General features: G+C 45.8%; 21 protein-coding genes. 19 read left to right on the top strand and 2 right to left on the bottom strand.

Annotated elements, in window-relative coordinates:
• Positions 1 to 71: 71 nt before the first annotated feature.
• Positions 72 to 1,190, bottom strand: a complete 1,119-nt coding sequence (locus XBJ1_RS04595) for a Bcr/CflA family efflux MFS transporter (RefSeq protein WP_012987621.1) — start codon at positions 1,188 to 1,190, stop codon at positions 72 to 74.
• Between the two features lie 119 nt (positions 1,191 to 1,309).
• Between XBJ1_RS04595 and XBJ1_RS04590 the strand changes: the two genes are divergently transcribed.
• The gene (locus tag XBJ1_RS04590) at positions 1,310 to 2,095 is read left to right on the top strand and encodes an AraC family transcriptional regulator (RefSeq protein ID WP_012987620.1); all 786 of its coding nucleotides are present in this window, start codon (positions 1,310 to 1,312) and stop codon (positions 2,093 to 2,095) included.
• A gap of 102 nt (positions 2,096 to 2,197) precedes the next feature.
• Here XBJ1_RS04590 and XBJ1_RS04585 read toward each other — a convergent pair whose 3' ends face one another.
• Positions 2,198 to 3,481, bottom strand: coding sequence for a citrate synthase (locus XBJ1_RS04585; protein ID WP_012987619.1), 1,284 nt, complete (start codon positions 3,479 to 3,481; stop codon positions 2,198 to 2,200).
• A gap of 626 nt (positions 3,482 to 4,107) precedes the next feature.
• Between XBJ1_RS04585 and sdhC the strand changes: the two genes are divergently transcribed.
• The 18 genes from sdhC (at position 4,108) to pal (ending at position 22,543) form a co-directional block, all read left to right on the top strand.
• On the top strand, positions 4,108 to 4,497 hold the full coding sequence (gene sdhC / locus XBJ1_RS04580) for a succinate dehydrogenase cytochrome b556 subunit (RefSeq protein ID WP_012987618.1): 390 nt from the start codon (positions 4,108 to 4,110) through the stop codon (positions 4,495 to 4,497).
• Positions 4,491 to 4,838: a succinate dehydrogenase membrane anchor subunit gene (gene sdhD, locus XBJ1_RS04575; protein WP_012987617.1), complete on the top strand. Its 348-nt coding sequence runs from the start codon at positions 4,491 to 4,493 to the stop codon at positions 4,836 to 4,838. Before sdhC ends, sdhD begins: the two co-directional genes overlap by 7 nt.
• Positions 4,839 to 6,605: a succinate dehydrogenase flavoprotein subunit gene (gene sdhA, locus XBJ1_RS04570; protein ID WP_012987616.1), complete on the top strand. Its 1,767-nt coding sequence runs from the start codon at positions 4,839 to 4,841 to the stop codon at positions 6,603 to 6,605. It begins immediately after the preceding gene.
• Positions 6,606 to 6,642: 37 nt separating this feature from the next.
• Positions 6,643 to 7,359: a succinate dehydrogenase iron-sulfur subunit gene (locus XBJ1_RS04565; protein WP_012987615.1), complete on the top strand. Its 717-nt coding sequence runs from the start codon at positions 6,643 to 6,645 to the stop codon at positions 7,357 to 7,359.
• Between the two features lie 331 nt (positions 7,360 to 7,690).
• Positions 7,691 to 10,498, top strand: coding sequence for a 2-oxoglutarate dehydrogenase E1 component (gene sucA, locus XBJ1_RS04560; RefSeq protein WP_012987614.1), 2,808 nt, complete (start codon positions 7,691 to 7,693; stop codon positions 10,496 to 10,498).
• 13 nt (positions 10,499 to 10,511) lie between these two features.
• Complete coding sequence (odhB, locus tag XBJ1_RS04555; protein WP_012987613.1) at positions 10,512 to 11,726, top strand: 2-oxoglutarate dehydrogenase complex dihydrolipoyllysine-residue succinyltransferase; 1,215 nt, start codon at positions 10,512 to 10,514, stop codon at positions 11,724 to 11,726.
• Positions 11,727 to 11,888: 162 nt separating this feature from the next.
• On the top strand, positions 11,889 to 13,055 hold the full coding sequence (gene sucC, locus XBJ1_RS04550; RefSeq protein WP_012987612.1) for an ADP-forming succinate--CoA ligase subunit beta: 1,167 nt from the start codon (positions 11,889 to 11,891) through the stop codon (positions 13,053 to 13,055).
• The gene (gene sucD / locus XBJ1_RS04545) at positions 13,055 to 13,930 is read left to right on the top strand and encodes a succinate--CoA ligase subunit alpha (RefSeq protein ID WP_012987611.1); all 876 of its coding nucleotides are present in this window, start codon (positions 13,055 to 13,057) and stop codon (positions 13,928 to 13,930) included. Before sucC ends, sucD begins: the two co-directional genes overlap by 1 nt.
• Positions 13,931 to 14,578: 648 nt before the next feature.
• Positions 14,579 to 16,150, top strand: coding sequence for a cytochrome ubiquinol oxidase subunit I (cydA, locus tag XBJ1_RS04540; protein WP_012987610.1), 1,572 nt, complete (start codon positions 14,579 to 14,581; stop codon positions 16,148 to 16,150).
• A 14-nt stretch (positions 16,151 to 16,164) separates the two neighbouring features.
• Positions 16,165 to 17,304, top strand: coding sequence for a cytochrome d ubiquinol oxidase subunit II (cydB, locus tag XBJ1_RS04535; protein ID WP_012987609.1), 1,140 nt, complete (start codon positions 16,165 to 16,167; stop codon positions 17,302 to 17,304).
• A 12-nt stretch (positions 17,305 to 17,316) separates the two neighbouring features.
• A complete protein-coding gene (gene cydX, locus XBJ1_RS19460; RefSeq protein ID WP_012987608.1) occupies positions 17,317 to 17,433 on the top strand; it encodes a cytochrome bd-I oxidase subunit CydX in 117 nt (38 codons plus the stop codon).
• Positions 17,433 to 17,720, top strand: coding sequence for a cyd operon protein YbgE (gene ybgE, locus XBJ1_RS04530; protein ID WP_012987607.1), 288 nt, complete (start codon positions 17,433 to 17,435; stop codon positions 17,718 to 17,720). Before cydX ends, ybgE begins: the two co-directional genes overlap by 1 nt.
• A 125-nt stretch (positions 17,721 to 17,845) precedes the next feature.
• Entirely contained in the window at positions 17,846 to 18,250 is a 405-nt protein-coding gene (ybgC, locus tag XBJ1_RS04525) for a tol-pal system-associated acyl-CoA thioesterase (RefSeq protein WP_038198391.1), read from the top strand.
• A complete protein-coding gene (tolQ, locus tag XBJ1_RS04520; RefSeq protein ID WP_038193160.1) occupies positions 18,247 to 18,936 on the top strand; it encodes a Tol-Pal system protein TolQ in 690 nt (229 codons plus the stop codon). Before ybgC ends, tolQ begins: the two co-directional genes overlap by 4 nt.
• Positions 18,937 to 18,960: 24 nt before the next feature.
• On the top strand, positions 18,961 to 19,392 hold the full coding sequence (gene tolR, locus XBJ1_RS04515; RefSeq protein ID WP_012987604.1) for a colicin uptake protein TolR: 432 nt from the start codon (positions 18,961 to 18,963) through the stop codon (positions 19,390 to 19,392).
• Positions 19,393 to 19,427: 35 nt separating this feature from the next.
• Entirely contained in the window at positions 19,428 to 20,516 is a 1,089-nt protein-coding gene (gene tolA / locus XBJ1_RS04510; protein WP_038198390.1) for a cell envelope integrity protein TolA, read from the top strand.
• 169 nt (positions 20,517 to 20,685) lie between these two features.
• The gene (gene tolB, locus XBJ1_RS04505) at positions 20,686 to 21,993 is read left to right on the top strand and encodes a Tol-Pal system beta propeller repeat protein TolB (protein ID WP_038198389.1); all 1,308 of its coding nucleotides are present in this window, start codon (positions 20,686 to 20,688) and stop codon (positions 21,991 to 21,993) included.
• A gap of 46 nt (positions 21,994 to 22,039) precedes the next feature.
• A complete protein-coding gene (pal, locus tag XBJ1_RS04500; RefSeq protein WP_012987601.1) occupies positions 22,040 to 22,543 on the top strand; it encodes a peptidoglycan-associated lipoprotein Pal in 504 nt (167 codons plus the stop codon).
• The last annotated feature ends 6 nt before the right edge of the window (positions 22,544 to 22,549 follow it).

Below are 22,549 nucleotides of genomic sequence, written 5' to 3'. Positions count from 1 at the left end.
TTTATCAGGCGAGGCTATCAGAACGGTAGCCCCGTTGTTTTTTCCCAATTTGTTTTCGCAGAACCTGTCTATCACCATTTTCTTGTTAAAAGCACGGTTGATACGCCACAGCAGATCAGTATGCTGCCCAATGCCTGGCTCCAGCCAGCCAGCGCCAAACCGCCGCCCAGCAAGAGATAATACAATAGCCCCAGTAAGGCGCCTGCTGTACCCAGCCGATCGGCATAGTTGTTCAGCGCCGATGCTAAAATATTGGGAATGGCAAGGCCGTAAGCGGTAACAATGCCCAGCATGGGAAAGATAAATAGCCAGCTATTTTCGAGCAGGTAAACGCCGATCCCGCTCAGAAAAACAATCATCGCGGCAAGAGAAATTAATTTTGCCGATAGCCACTGTTTTTTTAACAGATGCTTGTTCAGTAGTGAACCTAGCCCAACGCCGAAAGTGAATAGCAGGCCGGTATAACCGAACTGTGCCTGTGATAGTCCGAATTGTTGAAAGCGAAAGGGAGCTAACTGGTAATAGCTGAACAGACAAATATTGAAAAATGCGATGAGAAACGCATTTCGCCAAATCGAAATATCTTTGAACATGGTGACGGCGGTGCCAAATAGGGCAATTTTTGGCACATTTACTGGCCGGGTTTCCGGTAAGCGAATAACAGACCAGCTCATCAGGATAACAGCCAGAATGGCCAGCCCGGCAAATACCGCTTTATAACCCCCAAAATGATTTAGTATAGAGCCGCTGATCATGCCAATCGCAGGGCTGACGGCCAAGGCGATCCCCATGATGGAAAAAACACGCGACAATTCTTCGCTGCGGTAAGTATCACGCATAATAGTTTGCGTACCGACAGAACCGACAGATGCACCGAAAGCGGATAACATTCTGGTAGCCAGTAATAGCCAGAAGTGTTCGGTTAGCAGTGCCAGCAAGGAAGCTGCACCGTAGAGTAATAATCCTGCAATGATGGTAGGACGCCTGCCAATAACATCACACATGCGACCCCATACGACAATACCGATGGCAAAAGCAAAGAAATAGAATGACAGGGTTTGGGAGGCCTGTGTTGCATTGACAGAAAATCCACTGGCAATATTGGTTAGTGCAGGGCTATAAATGGTTTCCACGATCTGTGGAAACATCATTAAAGTGATAGCGAGCCAAAGTGATGGTCTGGTGTGCATGATATTTTCTTCTGATGAGCTATTTATAGCCCGAAAGATTAGCATTCTGCTGAATGTCTTTTTATGATAATAAAGGCGATTTATTTATGTAATCGGACATAAAGTTAAAGGGTATTAATATGGCCTGGCTGCGACAAAGTGATCATTTTGATCCTGATGGTTTGAAATATAGTTCGAATGTGTCCGTGATAGGTATTGCGGCAGAGATGGGGCAGTACGATTCAGGCTTTCATCAGCATGATATGGGGCAACTGTTGTTTACTCAGCAAGGTTGTATCAAGATCACGTTGGCAAATCAGCTCTCTATCCTGCCTCCGACCAGAGTTGCATGGATACCGCCAAAGACACTGCATCGGGCGGAAATGCGTGGCTCCATAGGGTATCGCTCCATTTATCTGGATATGTCAGGGATAGAATGGATTTCGAAGCAGAGTGAAATATTGGAAACCACACCATTGCTACAGGCGATTTTAGAACGTATTGCAATATCTCCTTTTGATACTGATTGGCGTCAGGGAAAGGGAGCGCATTTATTGGCGGTCTTTTTTGATGAAATGAGAGAGGCAGGTAAAGAGCCGACTTTATTACCGTTACCTTCTGATCGACGTCTGGCGCGTTTGCCGTTTGATCAATTGCCTCCGCCATTACAAATGCTTGCCACTCATATTGGCGCCAGTGAGAAAACTATCACCCGAATATTTCTGCGTGAAACGGGCATGAATTATCAACAGTGGCGGCAGCAATGGCGGCTGATAAAAGCAATTGAGTTACTTGCTCAGGATAAAACTCTGTCTTATGTTGCACAGGAGCTGGGATTTGCTAATGATAGTGCGTTTGTGACATTTTTTCGCAAAAATATGGGAAAACCTCCGAGGGAGTATATGGCCGGTGCTTGTCGGCGATAACTGCACCCTAATCAGGTTTAATATTACGATTGAACCTGATATGTGAGGTGCAGTTAATGCACTTGTCAGATAATGTCTGACAATGAAATAAAGAATGCTAAATTATTTCTCTAACTGACTTTTGAAATCACGTTGGGTATGGCCAGTATAAAGCTGGCGTGGACGAGCGATTCTCAAGCCTTCATCGTGCATTTCAGTCCAGTGTGCAATCCAGCCAATAGTACGGGCAATGGCGAAAATCACGGTAAACATGGAGGATGGGATACCCATTGCTTTCAGGATAATACCGGAATAGAAATCGACATTCGGGTACAGTTTCTTCTCAATGAAGTACGGATCATTCAGGGCGATACGTTCCAACTCCATCGCGACTTCCAGCAGGCTGTCATTCAGGCCAAGTTCATTCAGTACTTCATGGCAGGTTTCACGCATTACTGTCGCGCGTGGATCATAGTTTTTATAAACGCGATGACCAAAGCCCATCAAGCGGAAAGAATCGTTTTTATCTTTGGCACGAGCGATAAATTCAGGAATATGTTTGACAGTCTGGATTTCTTCCAGCATACGCAGACAGGCTTCGTTTGCGCCACCGTGCGCAGGCCCCCACAGGGATGCGATGCCCGCTGCAATACAGGCGAATGGGTTAGCACCAGAAGAACCTGCGGTACGTACCGTTGAAGTTGAAGCATTCTGTTCGTGATCCGCATGCAGAATGAAAATGCGATCCATGGCACGTTCTAGCACTGGATTGACTTTATATTCTTCACAAGGTGTAGAGAACATCATGTGCAGGAAATTGGCTGCATAAGAAAGATCGTTACGTGGGTAAACGAAAGGCTGCCCGATGGAATATTTGTAACACATTGCCGCTACGGTTGGCATTTTGGACAGCAGACGGTAAGCGGTAATTTCACGGTGGTGAGGGTTATGGACATCCAGTGCATCATGGTAGAAGGCAGCCAGTGCACCTGTCACACCACAAAGTACGGCCATAGGGTGAGAATCACGGCGGAAACCGTGGAACAGACGGGTGATCTGTTCGTGGATCATCGTATGACGAATCACCGTTTTTTTGAATGTTTCATACTCTTCAGGCGTAGGTGGTTCGCCATACAGCAGGATATAACAGACTTCCAGATAGTTTGATCCCGTTGCGAGCTGATCGATCGGGAAACCACGGTGCAGCAAAATGCCTTCGTCGCCATCAATATAGGTGATTTTTGATTCACAGGAGGCCGTAGAAGTAAAGCCAGGATCGTAGGTATAGAAACTCTTTGAGCCGAGGGTACGAACGTCAATCACTTCAGAACCTAGGGTCGGCGTTAGTACGTCTAGTTCGATAGCAGCTGCACCACTTATGGTCAACGTAGCTTTTTTATCAGCCATTTACATCTCCTTAGCGCTTATTTTTATAACCCCTAACAACCATGATAGGCGCAATTTATACTGTGCCGATGGCATTGTGCTACCGGAGAGAATTTAAAATCAGGCTGGTATCACATTATATAACGCTGAAATCTCATTACGGGCGACAACGATTTTTAGGTTGTTAAAAAGTTTCTGGGTGTTATGTTTAAAGTATTTTTAACATAAAATGTTGTCATTTTGTGTCTAATTAGTACTTTTGCATAACTTTTGTTTTTCGTGAAGTTTACTTTTCCGCCGGAAAACGACGGTAAACAATATATACCTTCATATATGTAAGATAAATGTTTAATCCTTGTCAAATAAGATAATGGTTTTTATGATAAATGTTTGAAGCGTGATCTTTCTCACTGTTCAAGCTAAATGTTAATAATCATATTGTGTGGGAATTGTAATAAGTATGTGAAGTACTTATACTGCCGTAAGGTCTCCGGATTACCCTGCTGCAGGAGCATCCAGCGTAGCCAAATCACAACTTTTGATGAACATGTAAGGATTGTTAATTTAATTATGTTGTGTCTTTGTATCCTCTTAGCGCTGTCTGATTCCTGCCCAGGACCGGAGGATGGAAAATAAAAAAAAGCTGTGTGGGCAAAATTGTGAAAAAACAAAGACCTGTCAACCTCGATCTGCGGACGATTAACCAACCCGTCTCCGCGATAACTTCGATCTTGCACCGTATCTCAGGCGTCATCACCTTTATTGCAGTCGGCATTCTGCTGTGGTTGCTGGGGATGTCACTGTCTTCGCAAGAGGGCTTCCTGCAAGCATCTGAAATCATGACTGGCTTCTTCGCTAAATTTATCCTGTGGGGGATATTGACGGCGTTGGCTTACCATATTTGTGGTGGTATTCGCCATGTATTGATGGATTTTGGTTTCTTGGAAGAAAACCTCGCTACCGGTAGTGCTTCTGCCAAAGTAGCAATAGTAATCGCGGTTATTCTGTCTATTCTGGCTGGGGTATTATTATGGTAAGCAACGCATCCGCATTGGGTCGCACGGGTATTCAGGACTGGCTGCTGCTGCGTGCATCTGCAATCGTTATTGTTTTATACGTCCTTTACCTTGTTGGTTTTGTAGCAACAACGTCAGACATCACCTATGAAGTCTGGCGCAGTTTCTTCTCTTCATCTCTCACTAAAGTGTTCACCGTGCTGGCTCTGCTTTCTATCCTGGTTCACGCATGGATAGGGATGTGGCAGGTGCTGACGGATTATGTCAAGCCACTCGCACTGCGTTTAGTGCTGCAACTGGTCATTATTGTTGCGTTGTTGGTTTATTTGATTTACGGAACAATTGTTGTGTGGGGTGCATAAATGAAATTGCCAGTAAGAGAGTTTGACGCGGTTGTTATTGGTGCGGGTGGCGCAGGTATGCGTGCTGCACTGCAAATTTCACAAATGGGTTTATCTTGTGCCTTGATCTCCAAGGTATTCCCAACCCGTTCACATACCGTTTCAGCACAGGGCGGAATTACGGTTGCTCTGGGCAATACCCATGAGGATAACTGGGAATGGCATATGTATGACACGGTGAAAGGCTCCGATTATATCGGTGACCAGGATGCCATTGAGTACATGTGTAAAACTGGCCCTGAAGCCATTCTGGAATTGGAACACATGGGGCTGCCATTTTCCCGTCTGGATAATGGTCGTATTTATCAACGTCCATTTGGTGGGCAATCCAAGAATTTTGGTGGCGAGCAGGCTGCCCGCACTGCTGCTGCTGCTGACCGTACGGGTCACGCTTTGTTACACACTCTGTATCAGCAAAACCTGAAAAATAACACGACGGTTTTCTCTGAATGGTATTCACTGGATCTCGTCAAAAATCAGGATGGTGCTATCGTTGGTTGTACTGCCATCTGTATTGAAACGGGCGAAATCGTCTATTTCAAATCCAAGGCAACCATTCTGGCAACTGGTGGCGCTGGTCGTATTTACCAATCCACAACCAATGCTCATATCAATACTGGTGATGGTGTTGGTATGGCGCTGCGTGCCGGCGTTCCTGTACAAGATATGGAAATGTGGCAATTCCACCCAACGGGTATTGCGGGTGCCGGCGTTCTGGTAACAGAGGGCTGCCGTGGTGAAGGTGGTTATCTGCTGAATAAAGATGGTGAACGCTTCATGGAGCGTTACGCACCCAATGCTAAAGATCTGGCAGGTCGTGATGTGGTTGCACGTTCCATCATGATCGAAATCCGTGAAGGCCGTGGCTGTGAAGGTCCTTGGGGACCTCATGCGAAACTGAAACTGGATCATCTGGGGAAAGACGTATTGGAAACCCGTCTGCCGGGCATTCTTGAATTATCCCGTACCTTTGCTCACGTTGATCCGGTGAAAGAGCCGATCCCGGTTATTCCAACCTGTCACTATATGATGGGAGGGATTCCAACCAAGATCACGGGTCAAGCGCTGACTGTCAACGAAAAAGGTGAAGATGTCATCATTCCAGGCTTGTTCGCTGTAGGTGAAATTGCCTGTGTATCTGTCCACGGAGCAAACCGTCTGGGGGGTAACTCATTGCTCGACCTGGTGGTATTCGGCCGTTCTGCTGGCTTGCACCTGAAAGAGTGCCTGATGGAGCAGGGAACCAGCCGTGACGCCAGTGAGTCTGATGTTGATGCAGCACTACAACGCCTGAACCGCTGGAATAATACCCGTTCTGGTGAAGATCCGGTTGAAATCCGTAAGGCACTGCAAGCGTGCATGCAAAACAACTTCTCGGTCTTCCGTGAAGGTGATGCGATGGCAAAAGGGCTGGAAGAGCTGAAAGTGATTCGTGAACGTCTGCAAAATGCCCGTCTGGATGATACTTCATCAGAATTCAATACCCAGCGCATCGAATGTCTGGAACTGGACAACCTGATGGAAACCGCATACTCGACCGCAGTGTCTGCGAATTATCGTACAGAAAGCCGTGGTGCTCACAGTCGTTTTGACTACCCAGAGCGTGACGATGCGAACTGGCTGTGCCATAGCTTGTATTTACCGCGAACTGAGAGCATGACTCGGCGTGAAGTAAACATGCAGCCTACGCTGCGTGAAGCTTTCCCGCCGAAAGTGCGTTCTTACTAATTGCGTTGCTGATGTTCCAGTTGCGGAGAAAGAGATTATGAAACTTGAATTTTCGATTTATCGTTATAATCCGGATGTAGATAACGCACCCCGTATGCAGGATTACACGCTGGAAGCCGAGGAAGGGCGTGACATGATGCTGCTGGATGCGCTTATCCAGTTAAAAGAGCAGGACCCGACCTTATCATTCCGCCGTTCTTGCCGTGAAGGTGTTTGTGGCTCTGACGGTGTGAACATGAATGGTAAGAATGGTCTGGCTTGTGTTACTCCCGTTTCGGTACTGCGCCGGGGTAATAAGAAGATTGTCATTCGGCCGTTGCCTGGTTTGCCTGTTGTTCGTGATCTGGTTGTTGATATGAGCCAGTTCTACACGCAATATGAGAAAATCCGTCCTTATTTGATTAACGATGGTAAAAACCCACCAGCGCGCGAACATCTACAATCACCGGAACAGCGTGAAAAACTGGATGGCCTCTATGAATGTATCCTGTGTGCCTGTTGCTCGACGTCTTGTCCATCGTTCTGGTGGAACCCAGATAAGTTTATTGGGCCGGCAGGTCTTTTGGCTGCGTACCGTTTCCTGATTGACAGTCGTGATACTGAAACGGCTTCACGATTGGATGGACTGAATGATGCGTTCAGCGTTTTCCGCTGTCATAGCATCATGAACTGTGTCAGCGTCTGTCCTAAAGGGTTGAACCCGACAAAAGCGATTGGTCATATTAAGTCGATGCTGCTGAAACACAGCGCATAAGTAAAATATAGTGCATAAATAACGCATTAATCGCGTGTAAATAATGCATATAATGTTGCCCTCCACAATTTTGAAAGAAATATCAAGCTGATGGAGGGCATTAAGAATGAAAAATGATAAATTGCCTACTGCGAATGACGGCGCATGTTTTGAAATAAAGGAACTTTTAGAAACTGATATCCAGTTTTTAAAGGTTCCTTGAAGGGTAGGACAATCCCAATAAAGAACATGCATTAAGCACGTCCAAATGAACCTTTTATCAACACCGCTCATTAAGCGGTATTTGTTAACCACGGCGAAAACTAAAGCTTTTAAAGCTTAAGGGATCACAATGCAGAACGGCGCAATGAAGGACTGGCTGGACTCGAGCTTTCTGGCTGGTGCAAACCAGTCTTACATAGAGCAAATCTATGAAGACTATATAACCGATCCTAACTCCGTTGATGCAAGTTGGAGAGAAATATTCCAACAATTACCGGATATAGGGCTTAGCGGGGAACAACTTCACTCACAGACGCGCGATTACTTCCGTCGTCTGGCAAAAGATGCCACGCGTTATCACACTTCAGTCAGCGATCCAGCAATGGATGCAAAACAAGTTAAAGTTTTGCAGCTCATTAACGCATTCCGCTTCCGCGGCCATCAAAGTGCGAATCTTGACCCATTGGGATTATGGAAACAGGAACCTGTACCCGATCTCGATCCTGCTTTCCATAATTTAACAAAAGCGGATTTTGAAGAAACGTTCAATGTTGGCTCGTTTGCCATTGGCAAAGAAACACTGAAACTGGCTGATCTATATGACGCCCTGAAACGCATTTACTGTGGTTCAATTGGTGCGGAATATATGCATATCACCAATACGGAAGAAAAACGCTGGATTCAGCAGCGTCTGGAATCCATTGCGGTAGGTTCACAGTTCAGTGCGGATGAAAAACATCGTTTCTTGGCGGAACTGACAGCAGCGGAAGGGTTAGAACGCTATTTGGGGGCTAAGTTCCCGGGGGCGAAACGTTTTTCCCTTGAAGGTGGTGATGCGCTTATCCCAATGCTGAAAGAACTGATCCGCCATGCGGGAAAACAGGGTACCCGTGAAGTTGTGCTGGGAATGGCTCATCGTGGCCGCCTCAACGTTCTGGTCAATCTCTTTGGTAAAAAACCAGCTGATTTGTTTGACGAATTTGCGGGTAAACATAAAGAGCATCTCGGTACAGGTGACGTAAAATACCATCAGGGCTTTTCCTCTGATTTCGAAACTGAAGGGGGATTGGTACATTTGGCGTTAGCTTTCAACCCATCTCACCTTGAAATTGTCAGCCCTGTCGTTATTGGTTCAGTGCGTGCTCGCCGTGACCGTCTTGATGAAGGCCGAAGCAACATGGTTCTGCCAGTAACCATTCATGGTGACGCTGCTGTAATAGGGCAGGGGATTGTTCAGGAAACCCTGAATATGTCTCAGGCTCGAGGCTATGAAGTTGGCGGTACTGTTCGCATCGTGATTAACAACCAGATTGGTTTCACTACCTCTAATCCGAAAGATGCCCGTTCAACGCAATATTGTACTGATATTGTGAAAATGGTGCAGGCACCGATTTTCCACGTTAACGCGGATGATCCGGAAGCCGTTGCCTTTGTTACTCGTCTGGCGCTTGATTTCCGTAATACCTTCAAACGTGATGTGATGATTGATCTGGTTTGCTACCGTCGCCACGGTCATAACGAAGCTGATGAGCCAAGTGCAACTCAGCCACTGATGTACCAGAAAATCAAAAAACAGCCGACACCACGTAAAATCTATGCAGATAAACTCATAGCAGAAGGCCTGCTGGCAGCTAACGATGTTACTGAAATGGCCAATCTGTATCGTGATGCGCTGGATCATGGTGAGTGCGTTGTGAATGAATGGCGTCCTATGGGGTTGCACTCATTTACGTGGGAGCCTTACCTGAATCACGAATGGGATGAGGACTACCCACATAAAGTGGATATGAAACGCCTGCAAGATCTCGGCAAACGTATCAGCACCATTCCTGCTGAAGTTGAAATGCATTCACGGGTTGCGAAAATTTACGGCGACCGTGAAGAAATGGCTAACGGCAATAAGCTGTTTGACTGGGGTGGTGCGGAAACATTGGCTTACGCTACTCTGGTTGATGAAGGCATCCCTGTGCGCCTATCGGGTGAAGATGCGGGTCGTGGTACATTTTTCCACCGTCATGCCGTTATCCATAATCAGCCGAATGCTGCTGTTTATGTCCCTCTGGAAAATGTTCACAGTAGTCAGGGTGTATTCAACGTATGGGATTCTGTACTGTCAGAAGAAGCAGTACTGGCGTTTGAATACGGTTATGCAACGACAGAACCTCGCGCTTTGACGATTTGGGAAGCCCAGTTCGGTGATTTCGCTAACGTTGCGCAGGTTGTGATTGACCAGTTTATCAGCTCCGGTGAACAGAAATGGGGCCGTATGTGTGGTCTGGTCATGCTGTTGCCGCACGGTTATGAAGGTCAAGGTCCAGAACACTCATCAGCACGTTTGGAGCGCTATCTGCAATTGTGTGCAGAACAGAATATGCAGGTTTGTGTACCATCAACTCCGGCTCAGGTTTATCACATGCTGCGCCGTCAGGCTCTGCGTGGTATGCGTCGTCCGCTGATTGTCATGACACCTAAATCACTGTTGCGTCATCCATTGGCGGTCTCCAGTCTGGATGAACTGGCTAACGGTAAATTCGAGCCTGTGATTGGTGAAATTGACGCCTTGGATCCAAAAGGTGTTAAACGTGTTGTGCTTTGTTCCGGTAAAGTTTATTACGATCTGTTGGATCAGCGTCGTAAGAACGAGCAGGCTGATGTTGCCATTGTGCGTGTTGAACAGCTATATCCATTCCCGCGTCAGAACTTGCAGTCTCTGCTTGAGCAGTATGCTCATGTTCATGACTTCGTCTGGTGTCAGGAAGAACCTCTGAACCAAGGTGCTTGGTATTGCAGTCAACATAATTTCCGTGAAGTGATCCCATTTGGGGCTTCTTTACGTTATGCAGGTCGTCCAGCATCTGCTTCCCCGGCAGTGGGTTATACGTCTGTTCACCAGCAGCAGCAGCAAGCGCTGGTTAATGATGCCCTGAACGTTGAATAAATAAGGATAGAAAATGAGTAGCGTAGAAATTCTGGTTCCAGACCTTCCTGAATCTGTTGCAGATGCCACTGTTGCGACATGGCATAAAAAAGCAGGTGACACTGTACAACGTGATGACGTGTTGGTTGAAATTGAAACTGACAAAGTCGTTTTGGAAGTACCCGCGAGTGAAGCCGGTGTTCTGGAAGCTATTTTGGAAGAAGAGGGTGCCACCGTACTGTCCAAGCAACTGCTCGGTCGTATCCGTTTGAGCGATAGCACGGGTATTCCTGCTGAAGTAAAAGAAAAAACAGAATCAACACCAGCGCAGCGCCAGACTGCTTCTTTGGAAGAAGAAAGCAACGACGTATTAAGTCCGGCGGTTCGTCGTCTGATTGCAGAGCATGATTTAGATCCTGCTGCAATTAAAGGCAGTGGCGTTGGTGGCCGTATCGTTCGCGAAGATGTGGAAAAATATATCGCTGCGCATAAAAAAGAGAGTGGCAAAGTGGCTGAAGCTGCACCAGCACAGGCTTCTCAGCTGCCACATCGTAGTGAGAAACGCGTTCCAATGACTCGCCTGCGTAAACGTGTTGCAGAACGCTTGCTTGAAGCGAAAAACAATACTGCAATGCTAACGACGTTCAACGAAGTTAACATGAAGCCAATTCAAGAATTGCGCAAGCAGTACGGTGACGCGTTTGAAAAACGTCATGGTATGCGTCTGGGCTTCATGTCCTTTTATGTGAAAGCAGTCGTTGAAGCACTGAAGCGCTATCCAGAAGTTAACGCTTCTATTGATGGCACGGACGTGGTTTACCACAACTATTTTGATATCAGCATTGCGGTATCTACACCTCGTGGTCTGGTTACACCAGTACTGCGTGATGCAGATGCACTGGGCATGGCGGATATTGAGAAGAGCATCAAAGAGCTGGCTATTAAAGGCCGTGACGGTAAGTTGACCGTTGAAGAACTCACTGGTGGTAACTTCACAATTACCAACGGCGGTGTTTTCGGCTCTCTGATGTCTACACCGATCATTAACCCACCACAAAGTGCGATCCTTGGCATGCACGCTATCAAAGATCGCCCAATGGCAGTGAATGGCCAGGTTGAGATCCTTCCGATGATGTATCTGGCGCTGTCTTATGATCACCGTCTGGTTGATGGACGTGAGTCTGTAGGCTTCCTGGTGACCATCAAAGAAATGCTGGAAGATCCGACACGTTTGTTGCTGGATGTATAGCATCACCATCGGGGCGGAGGGTGTTAAATTCCGCCCAGTCTGAAGTAAAGCAATGTTGATGTAAAAAATGTATATGCAGGCCAGCCTTCGGGCTGGTCATATCCAGAGCAATAAAATAGAAGGTAATTTACCTTTCTTAGACTAAATTATGGATAGAACATCATGAATTTACACGAGTATCAGGCAAAACAACTTTTTGCACGGTATGGTTTACCAGCACCTGCTGGTTATGCCTGTACTACACCGCGCGAAGCAGAAGAAGCAGCATCCAAGATTGGTTCAGGTCCTTGGGTCGTTAAATGTCAAGTTCACGCAGGGGGTCGCGGTAAGGCTGGTGGCGTGAAAGTCGTCAACAGCAAGGAAGATATCCGTGCTTTTGCTGAACAATGGCTGGGTAAACGACTGGTAACTTACCAGACTGATGCACAGGGTCAGCCTGTTCATCAGATCTTGGTAGAAGGAGCAACCGATATTGCCAAGGAGCTCTATCTCGGTGCTGTTGTTGACCGTGGTACACGTCGTGTAGTGTTTATGGCCTCTACCGAAGGTGGTGTCGAAATAGAAAAAGTGGCGGAAGAAACGCCCGAACTGATTCATAAAGCAATCATCGACCCACTGGCTGGCCCTATGCCGTATCAAGGCCGTGAACTAGCGTTTAAACTGGGTTTAACCAGTAAACAAGTTGGTCAGTTCACTAAAATTTTCATGGGATTGGCAAAGCTGTTCCTTGAGCGTGATCTGGCTATGGTCGAAATTAACCCTCTGGTTATCACAACTCAAGGTGATCTTATCTGTCTGGATGGGAAACTGGGTGCAGATGGTAACGCGATGTTCCGTCAGGCTGAATTGCGTGAAATGCATGATCCTTCACAGGAAGATCCGCGTGAAGCTCAGGCTGCACAATGGGAACTGAACTATGTTGCTCTTGATGGCAACATTGGCTGCATGGTGAATGGTGCTGGTTTGGCAATGGGAACCATGGACATTGTCAAACTGCACGGTGGTGCCCCGGCAAACTTCCTTGATGTGGGTGGTGGTGCGACAAAAGAACGTGTTACTGAAGCATTCAAAATTATCCTGTCAGATGAAAATGTTAAAGCTGTTTTTGTGAATATTTTTGGTGGCATTGTCCGCTGTGACTTGATTGCTGACGGGATTATTGGTGCTGTGGAAGAAGTTGGTGTTCACGTACCGGTAGTGGTTCGTCTGGAAGGAAACAATGCTGAGTTGGGCGCGAAGAAACTGGCAGACAGTGGTTTGAACATCATTGCAGCCAGCAGTTTGACAGACGCAGCTAAACAGGCAGTTGCAGCAGCGGGGAATAAATAATGTCTATTTTAATCGATAAAAACACCAAAGTGATCTGTCAGGGGTTTACTGGCAGTCAGGGTACTTTCCATTCAGAACAAGCGATTGCTTACGGTACTCAAATGGTTGGCGGTGTAACACCAGGCAAAGGTGGTACTGAGCATCTGGGGCTGCCTGTATTCAATACCGTACGTGAAGCAGTGGAAGCGACTGGTGCGACAGCCTCGGTTATTTATGTTCCTGCTCCATTCTGTAAAGACTCCATTCTGGAAGCGATTGATGCAGGCATCAAATTGATCATTACTATAACAGAAGGTATTCCAACGCTGGATATGCTGACAGTGAAAGTAAAACTGGATCAAGCAGGTGTTCGTATGATCGGTCCTAACTGTCCGGGTGTTATTACGCCGGATGCGTGTAAGATCGGTATCATGCCCGGACATATCCACAAGGCGGGTAAAGTGGGTATTGTATCCCGCTCTGGTACATTGACTTATGAAGCCGTTAAACAGACGACGGATGCAGGATTAGGCCAATCTACCTGTGTTGGTATCGGCGGTGACCCAATTCCAGGCTCAAACTTTATTGATATTCTGAAACTGTTCCAAGAAGACCCGCAGACTGAAGCTATCGTCATGATCGGAGAAATTGGTGGTACAGCAGAAGAAGAAGCGGCCGCTTACATTAAAGAGCATGTAACTAAACCTGTCGTCGCTTACATTGCCGGTGTGACTGCACCTAAAGGCAAACGTATGGGTCATGCTGGTGCGATTATTGCGGGTGGTAAAGGAACCGCAGATGAAAAATTTGCTGCACTGGAAGCGGCTGGAGTGAAGACGGTTCGTAGTCTTGCTGACATCGGTGATGCAGTAAAAGTTTTATTAGCAGGCAACTAGTCTAAAAATAAGCTATTTTTATTGAAAAAGGTCACCTTTGGGTGACCTTTATATTTATATTTATATTTATAATATATACAGTAAGTTAGTTATTTTATACAAGTGGGTATTTTAAAATTTAACTTAACTGGAACTCTAATATGTTATTTATTTGATTAATTTAATTGGAAATATTGAAAAAATATATTTTTCAAAGAATGAAAATAAAAAGTTAATTTTCGAATGTTTTTTACAGCAAAAAATAAATCAACAGCCATTGAAAACAACAAATCATTAACACTAAACCAACCAGAATGAAATAATAGCTGTAATGATTAACAAATAAAGTAAAAAGTTGACTAAAATCAATTTATTACTATGGTATGTATTCGCTAGGTTTGCTTAAATTGATCTAAAATAATTAGATATTAGCCTATGAATGTACGGCATTATTGACCTATATTCAGAATTCCAAGCTGAGTCACGTAAAACCTATTTATTGTATGTGAATATAGGCGTAATATTATTGTGGTATCTACTGAATATCTGATTTACTTAATAATTCATTGTTGTGTTTTAGGCATTTATTGCTGGTAGTTACGAGGCTTCCGTTTTACGGAGTCGGGTTGCCGCAAGTCGGTGTCTTCCTGCTAGGAGCAAGGAGTCAAGATGTTTGATATTGTCGAACTGTCACGATTACAGTTTGCCTTAACTGCTATGTACCATTTCCTGTTCGTGCCATTGACGCTCGGTATGGCGTTTTTGCTTGCGATCATGGAAACGGTATATGTCCTTTCTGGCAAACAGATCTACAAAGATATGACAAAATTCTGGGGTAAGTTATTTGGTATTAACTTTGCTCTGGGTGTTGCAACGGGTTTGACCATGGAGTTCCAGTTCGGAACCAACTGGTCATACTTTTCACATTACGTTGGTGATATTTTCGGTGCACCGCTGGCCATTGAGGGCCTGATGGCGTTCTTCCTCGAATCTACATTCGTTGGTCTGTTTTTCTTCGGATGGGATCGTCTGAGCAAGAAACAACATCTGGCTGTTACTTGGCTGGTTGGACTGGGCTCTAACTTCTCCGCATTGTGGATTCTGGTTGCGAACGGTTGGATGCAAAACCCGATTGCATCTGATTTCAATTTCGAAACCATGCGTATGGAAATGGTGAGTTTCAGCGAATTGGTGCTTAACCCTGTGGCTCAGGTGAAATTTGTACATACTGTTGCGGCGGGTTATGTGACAGGCGCGGTTTTCGTCTTGGGCATCAGCGCTTACTATCTGCTGAAAGGACGCGATATTCCGTTCGCTAAACGGTCTTTTGCGATTGCATCAAGTTTTGGTATTGCTGCGATACTGTCTGTCATTGTTCTGGGTGATGAATCTGGATACGAAATGGGGGACGTACAGAAAACCAAACTGGCTGCCATTGAAGCTGAATGGGAAACTCAACCACCTCCAGCTTCATTCACTCTGATTGGTATTCCAGATCAGGATAAAATGGAAAATAAATACTCTATTCAAATTCCTTATATTCTGGGCCTGATTGCCACTCGCTCCACTGATACGCCCGTTGTCGGCCTGCGTGACTTGATGGGGCAGCATGAGCAGCGTATCCGTAACGGCATTAAGGCGTACGAATTACTGGAAGAGTTGCGTTCTGGCAATATTGATCCAGCAGTTCGCAATGCATTTAATGAAAGTAAGAAAGATCTTGGTTATGGCATGCTCTTGAAGCGTTATACCCAAGATGTGGCAAATGCGACAGAAGAACAGATTAAATCCGCTGCGAAAGATTCTATCCCGCGTGTAGCGCCACTCTACTTTGCATTCCGCATTATGGTTGCTTCAGGTTTTCTCATGTTGCTGGTTATCGGTCTGGCATTCCTGAGTGTTATCCGTAATCGAATCGGTCAGCAGAAATGGTTGCTTCGTGCTGCTCTGTTCAGTATCCCACTACCGTGGATTGCTATTGAAGCAGGGTGGTTTGTTGCAGAATATGGTCGCCAACCGTGGGCGATTGGTGAAGTTCTGCCAACCGCAGTTGCTGCTTCGACACGCAGTGTTGGTGATCTGATTTTCTCAATGGTACTGATTTGTGGTCTGTACACTTTGTTCTTGATCGCAGAAATGTTCTTGATGTTCAAATTTGCTCGTCTGGGTCCAAGTAGCCTCAAAACCGGACGTTACCACTTTGAACAGAAAACTGCGTCTTCAGCCAACAATATTGAGTAAGCAGGAGTCCACGTATGCTTGATTATGATGTATTACGATTTATATGGTGGCTGCTGATTGGTGTGTTGCTGATCGGTTTCGCAGTGACTGATGGTTTCGACATGGGAGTTGGTGTTCTGCTGCGTGTCATTGGTAAAAACGATACTGAACGCCGCATTATGATTAACTCGATTGCTCCTCACTGGGATGGTAATCAGGTTTGGTTAATTACAGCCGGTGGTGCGCTGTTTGCTGCATGGCCGATGGTATATGCTGCCGCTTTCTCTGGTTTTTATGTTGCGATGATCCTCGTATTAGCTGCACTGTTTTTCCGTCCTGTCGGCTTTGATTACCGTTCAAAACTGGAAAATAGTCAATGGCGGAACATGTGGGACTGGGGAATAGTTATTGGTAGCTTTGTACCGCCGCTGATTATTGGTGTTGCATTTGGTAACCTGCTGCAAGGTGTACCGCTGGCGATAGATTCCTACATGCGAGTGTCCTATGAAGGGTCATTCTTCGGGTTGTTGAATCCTTATGGCTTGCTGGTGGGCATCATTAGCTTGATGATGATCGTGACACAAGGTGCTACTTATCTGCAAATGCGTACAACCGGTGAGTTGCATCTGCGTTCGCGCACTGCCACACATGTTTGCGCACTGGTAACGGCAGTCGCCTTCCTGTTGGCAGGCGTATGGTTGATTTATGGCATTGATGGTTATGTTGTGACAGGAGGATTGGATATTAATGGCCCATCTAACCCACTGCATAAAGAAGTCGCACATCAGGCGGGGGCATGGCTGATTAACTTTAATAAATATCCGGCGCTGTGGGCAATACCGGCATTGGGTGTCACTCTTCCTCTGCTGACTATGCTGGCGACACGAATGGATAAAGGGGGGTGGGCATTCCTGTTTTCATCATTGACCGTTGCCTGCATCATTCTGACTTCGGGAATTGCGATGTTCCCATTTGTGATGCCATCAAGCATTGATCCGAATATCAGCCTGACTATGTGGGATGCGACATCCAGTCAGTGGACATTGCAAGTTATGTTTGTTGTTGCACTTATCTTCGTTCCTCTTATCTTGTTGTACACCACTTGGTGTTACTATAAAACTTTTGGACGTTTGGATAAGAACTACATTGAAAACAACAAAAATTCACTGTACTAAGGAGCATAGCGCATGTGGTATTTTGCTTGGATTCTCGGAACGCTCTTAGCTTGTAGTTTCGCTATCATTGCAGCCTTGGCACTTGAGCAGAGCGAATCAAAAAAAGCGACTGAGAGTGGCGAAAAATAATGTTGGCTGATAAATTCTACCAACTGATGGATAAGGGGCCTCTGAGGGCCCTTATCCTCATTATGGCTCTGGCGCTTGCCTCATGTGTATTCTGGGATCCGGCACGTTTTGCTGCTAATACCAGTTCACTTCATATATGGCAGGGTATTTTACTGATTTGGGCTGTTTGTTCTGGTGTCACTTTTGGTGTCGGGTTTCATCCTAAACATGTCATCTGGCGGCTTTTTTTTCATCCATTGCCTGCACTTTTGATTCTTCTCTTTGGCTTATATCATTTTTTTAAGTAAACTATTTATAAATTTATAGACTGATGGTCTATAAATTTTTTTTGACTTCTTTACTGACAAGTCATTCCAAAGCGCGATTGTCTTGAGTATAGTGGCAGCGTCAATTCGCTTGATTAGGATTATATGTGAGTAATATGTTGTTCCGTTGGCCTATCCGTGTTTATTACGAAGACACAGATGCTAGTGGTGTGGTCTATCACGCGCAATATTTAGCCTTTTATGAAAGAGCTCGTACTGAAATGTTGCGTGAAAAAGGCTTCCATCAAAAGTATATGCTGGATGAGCAGATTGGCTTTGTTGTTAGTCGCATGACTGTTGACTACCGGAAACCAGCTAGATTGGACGACTTGCTGGTTGTTGAAAGCGAAATTACGAATATTCGTGGCGCTTCTCTGACATTTACTCAACGAATTGTTGATTGTAATGGTATAGCTATCAGCAGCGCAGAATCTCTGGTTGTCTGCGTGAATTCATCTCAAATGAAGCCTATCGCGCTTCCAAAGTCTATTGTCGCGGAGTTTAAGCAGTGACTGACATGAATATCCTTGATTTATTTCTGAAGGCGGGCTTTTTAGTGCAGTTGATCATGTTAATCTTGATCGGCTTCTCTATTGTTTCTTGGGCAATCATTATTCAACGAACGAGAATTCTTAATGCTGCCACCCGAGAAGCGGAAGCATTTGAGGATAAGTTTTGGTCGGGAATCGAATTGTCCCGTCTTTATAAAGAAAGTCAGTCACGCCGGGATTCGTTAAACGGTACTGAACAGATTTTCCATTCTGGTTTTAAAGAATTTGCTCGTTTGCATCAAGTGAATAGCCATGTACCAGAAGCTGTTATCACCGGGGCTTCTCGTGCCATGCGTATTTCAATGAACCGTGAACTGGAAACAGTGGAAAATCACATTCCATTTTTGGGAACTGTGGGTTCCATCAGCCCTTATATTGGCCTGTTTGGGACGGTTTGGGGGATCATGCACGCTTTTATCGCCTTGGGTGCAGTGAAGCAGGCAACTTTGCAAATGGTTGCTCCCGGTATTGCTGAAGCCTTGATTGCAACAGCAATTGGTCTGTTTGCCGCCATTCCTGCGGTGATGGCCTACAACCGTCTGAGCCAGCGCGTCAATAAACTAGAACAAATCTACGATAATTTTATGGAAGAATTTCTGGCGATTTTGCATCGTCAGGCTTTTACTCCTAATACCAATAAGTCGTAATAAATCGTTAGGGGAAATAAGCGAATGGCGCGCACTCGTAGTCGCAGGCGTGAGCTAAAATCCGAGATCAATATCGTCCCCTTACTGGACGTGTTGCTGGTGTTGCTGCTTATTTTTATGGCAACGGCACCGATTATCACGCAAAGCGTAGAAGTTGACTTACCTGATGCGGTGGATTCTAAGGCAGTGTCCAGTTCTGATAATCCACCGGTCATTATGGAAGTTTCTGGTATTGGGCAATACAATATGATCGTTAATCAGGAACGTCTGGAATTGTTACCTGAACAGCAAATCATTGCTGAAGCTCAAGCCTTGATGAAAATCAATCCTAAAACAGTTTTCCTGATTGGTGGTTCTAAGGAAGTTCCTTATGACGAAATCATCAAGGCGCTGAATATGCTTCGTCAGGCGGGTGTAAAATCGGTTGGTTTAATGACTCAGCCCATTGGGGCCTGATGGTTGCTGTTACTTAAAGTTTCTGGATGTCGAGTGTGGGAAAGACAAACGAGCAAAATAATAGGCTGAATCGCGCCATTATCATTTCGGTTATACTTCACATTATCCTGATCGGGTTTCTGATTTGGGGTTCGCTGATGCAAAAAACAGAAATGGGGGGCGGAGGAGCTGGTGGTACTGTCATTGATGCTGTTATGGTCGATCCGAATGCAGTCGTTCAGCAATACAGTCAGCAACAGCAACAGCAGGCTAATGCAAAATTGGCTGAGCAGCAGCGGAAGAAAAAAGCTGAACAGCAGGCGGCGGAATTGCGGGTAAAACAGGCTGAAGAGCAGGAACGTCTGAAGTCGGCAGAAGAAGAGCGAATAAAAGCACAACAGGCGTCTGAAGAACAGAAAAAACAGGCAGATGCCGCCGCTTCGAAAGCCCGTGAGGAACAAAAACTTGCGGAAGAAGCTGCTGCTAAGGCAAAAGCAGAAAAAGAAAGAATTCTACAGGAACAGGCAGAGGCTCGGCAGAAGGCAGAGGTTCAGGCCAAGAAAGAAGCGGAAGAAACTGCGAAACGCAAAGCCGCATCTGAGGCGAAGGTTAAAGCAGAAGCCGAAGCTCAGGCCAAAGCGGAGGCTGAAGCCAAGACCAAAGCTAAAGCGGAAGCCGAATCTAAGGCAAAAGCAGAAGCCGAGGCAGAAACCAAAGCGAAAACAGAAACTAAGGCCAAAGCCAAGGCCAAGGCAGAAGCGACAAAACAGGCTCAGGAAGTTGATGACCTGCTGGGTGGGTTAACGTCCAGTGCACCTAAGCAGGGTGGGGCATCGGCGGCTGGTCAAGGTGGTGGCAAGAAAAGCGGCCCTTCACAGTCGGATATCAATAATTACAAGGGGCAAATTCAGACTGCAATCCAGCAGAAGTTTCATGATCCGAGTTTGTATCTCGGACGTACTTGTGAGTTACGGATAAAACTGGCACCGGATGGCCTGCTGATTGATATTAAGGCTGGTGCGGGTGATCCTGCGTTATGCAGGGCAGCAGTTGCGGCGGCTCTCCAGACTAAAATTCCACGACCACCGAGTAAAGAGATTTATGAGCATTTCAAGAATTCCTCACTGGATTTCAAGCCCCAGTAAGGTAATTATTTGGTAAAAAAGCGTTATTTGGCAGTTAAAAATACGAATAATTTATATATACAAACAAAATTATTAGATTTTATTTAGGTATCTAGTTTTGTTTGTTGGCCTTTGTTAGAATCCGGCGGATTATTGCGGGCATATAAACGATCGCGATAAGGGAGACATGATGAAGCAAACTTTTAAACAGTCGTTTAAAATAGTATTAGGTTTTTTGATGATGTGGGCAGCGCTTGCTCATGCGGAAGTTCGCATTGAAATCACACAGGGTGTTGATTCTGCACGTCCTATTGGAGTCGTTCCATTTAAATGGACAGGTGCAGGCAATGCCCCAGAAGAAATTGGTTCAATTATTGCTGCGGATTTGAGAAACAGTGGGAAATTTAATCCTATTGATCCAAATCGTATGCCACAGCAACCCTCAACTGCTTCAGAGGTAACACCTGCTGCATGGTCTGCCCTCGGGATTGACTCTGTGATTGTTGGGCAAATCCAGCCTGCTGCAGACGGCAATTATCTGGTTTCATATCAGCTAGTGGATACTGCTGGCGCGCCAGGAACGGTGATGGCTCAGGATCAATTTAAAATTGAGAAAAAATGGCTACGCCATGCCGCCCATACTGCCAGTGATCAAGTATTTGAAAAACTGACGGGTATTAAAGGGGCATTCCGTACCCGTTTGGCTTATGTTGTCAAGAAGTCGAGCGTGGGTAAATACCCATATGAACTGCGTGTTTCTGATTATGATGGTTATAACCAATTTACCGTACACCGCTCACCTGAACCATTAATGTCGCCAGCATGGTTGCCAGATGGTTCTCAACTTGCTTATGTTACGTTTGAAAGTGGTCGCTCTGCGCTAGTTATTCAAACACTGGCAACGACAGCAGTGCGTCAGGTTGCTTCGTTCCCTCGTCATAACGGAGCGCCTGCATTTTCTCCAGATGGGACTAAACTTGCATTTGTACTATCTAAAACAGGTAGTTTGAATCTTTACATGATGGATTTGGCTTCTGGTCAGATCCGTCAGGTAACTGATGGCCGTAGTAACAATACTGAGCCAAGCTGGATGCCGGATAACCAGACACTGGTCTATACCTCAGATCAAGGTGGCCGTCCGCAGTTGTACAAAATTGATATTAATGGCGGTGCTCCACAGCGCCTGACTTGGGAAGGTTCTCAGAACCAAGATGCTGATGTTAGCTCTGACGGTAGTTTTATCGTGATGGTTAGCTCAGCAAGTGGCAGTCAGCATATCGCCAAACAAGATCTGGGAACGGGGTCTGTCCAAATGTTGACAGATACGTTTCTAGATGAAACGCCGAGTATCGCACCTAACGGCACTATGGTGATTTATAGCTCCACTCAAGGGTTGGGGACTGTATTGCAGCTAGTTTCGACCGACGGGCGTTTCAAAGCGCGTCTTCCGGCTACCGATGGACAGGTTAAATTCCCTGCCTGGTCGCCGTATCTGTGATGCATAATAAATAATATGTATGGCAAACTATAAAAGGATCAAAGAAATGCAACTGAACAAAGTGCTAAAAGGGCTGATGTTAGCTTTACCAATCATGGCCGTAGCAGCGTGTAGTACTAACAAAAATGGCAACAATGATCAGTCTGGTGTAGGTACTGTTGATAATTCTGCTAAAGCAGGTCTGTCTGCTGAAGAATTAGCACGTCAGCAGATGCAAGAGCTGCAAAACAACAATATCGTATACTTCGGTTTCGATAAGTATGACATCAACAGCGATTTCGCTCAGATGCTGGATGCACATGCGGTATTCCTGCGCAGCAACCCATCTATCAAAGTGACCATTGAAGGCCATGCAGACGAACGCGGTACGCCTGAGTACAACATCGCTCTGGGTGAGCGTCGTGCTAATGCAGTGAAAATGTACCTGCAAGGCAAAGGTGTTTCTGCTGATCAACTGGCTATCGTTTCTTACGGTAAAGAAAAACCAGCTGTACTTGGCCATGACGAAGCAGCATACTCTAAAAACCGTCGTGCTGTAATCGTATACTAAGAGTAA

This window comes from Xenorhabdus bovienii SS-2004 (assembly GCF_000027225.1).
Taxonomy (GTDB): domain Bacteria; phylum Pseudomonadota; class Gammaproteobacteria; order Enterobacterales; family Enterobacteriaceae; genus Xenorhabdus; species Xenorhabdus bovienii_C.
This window is presented reverse-complemented; position numbering and strand designations above follow the sequence as displayed.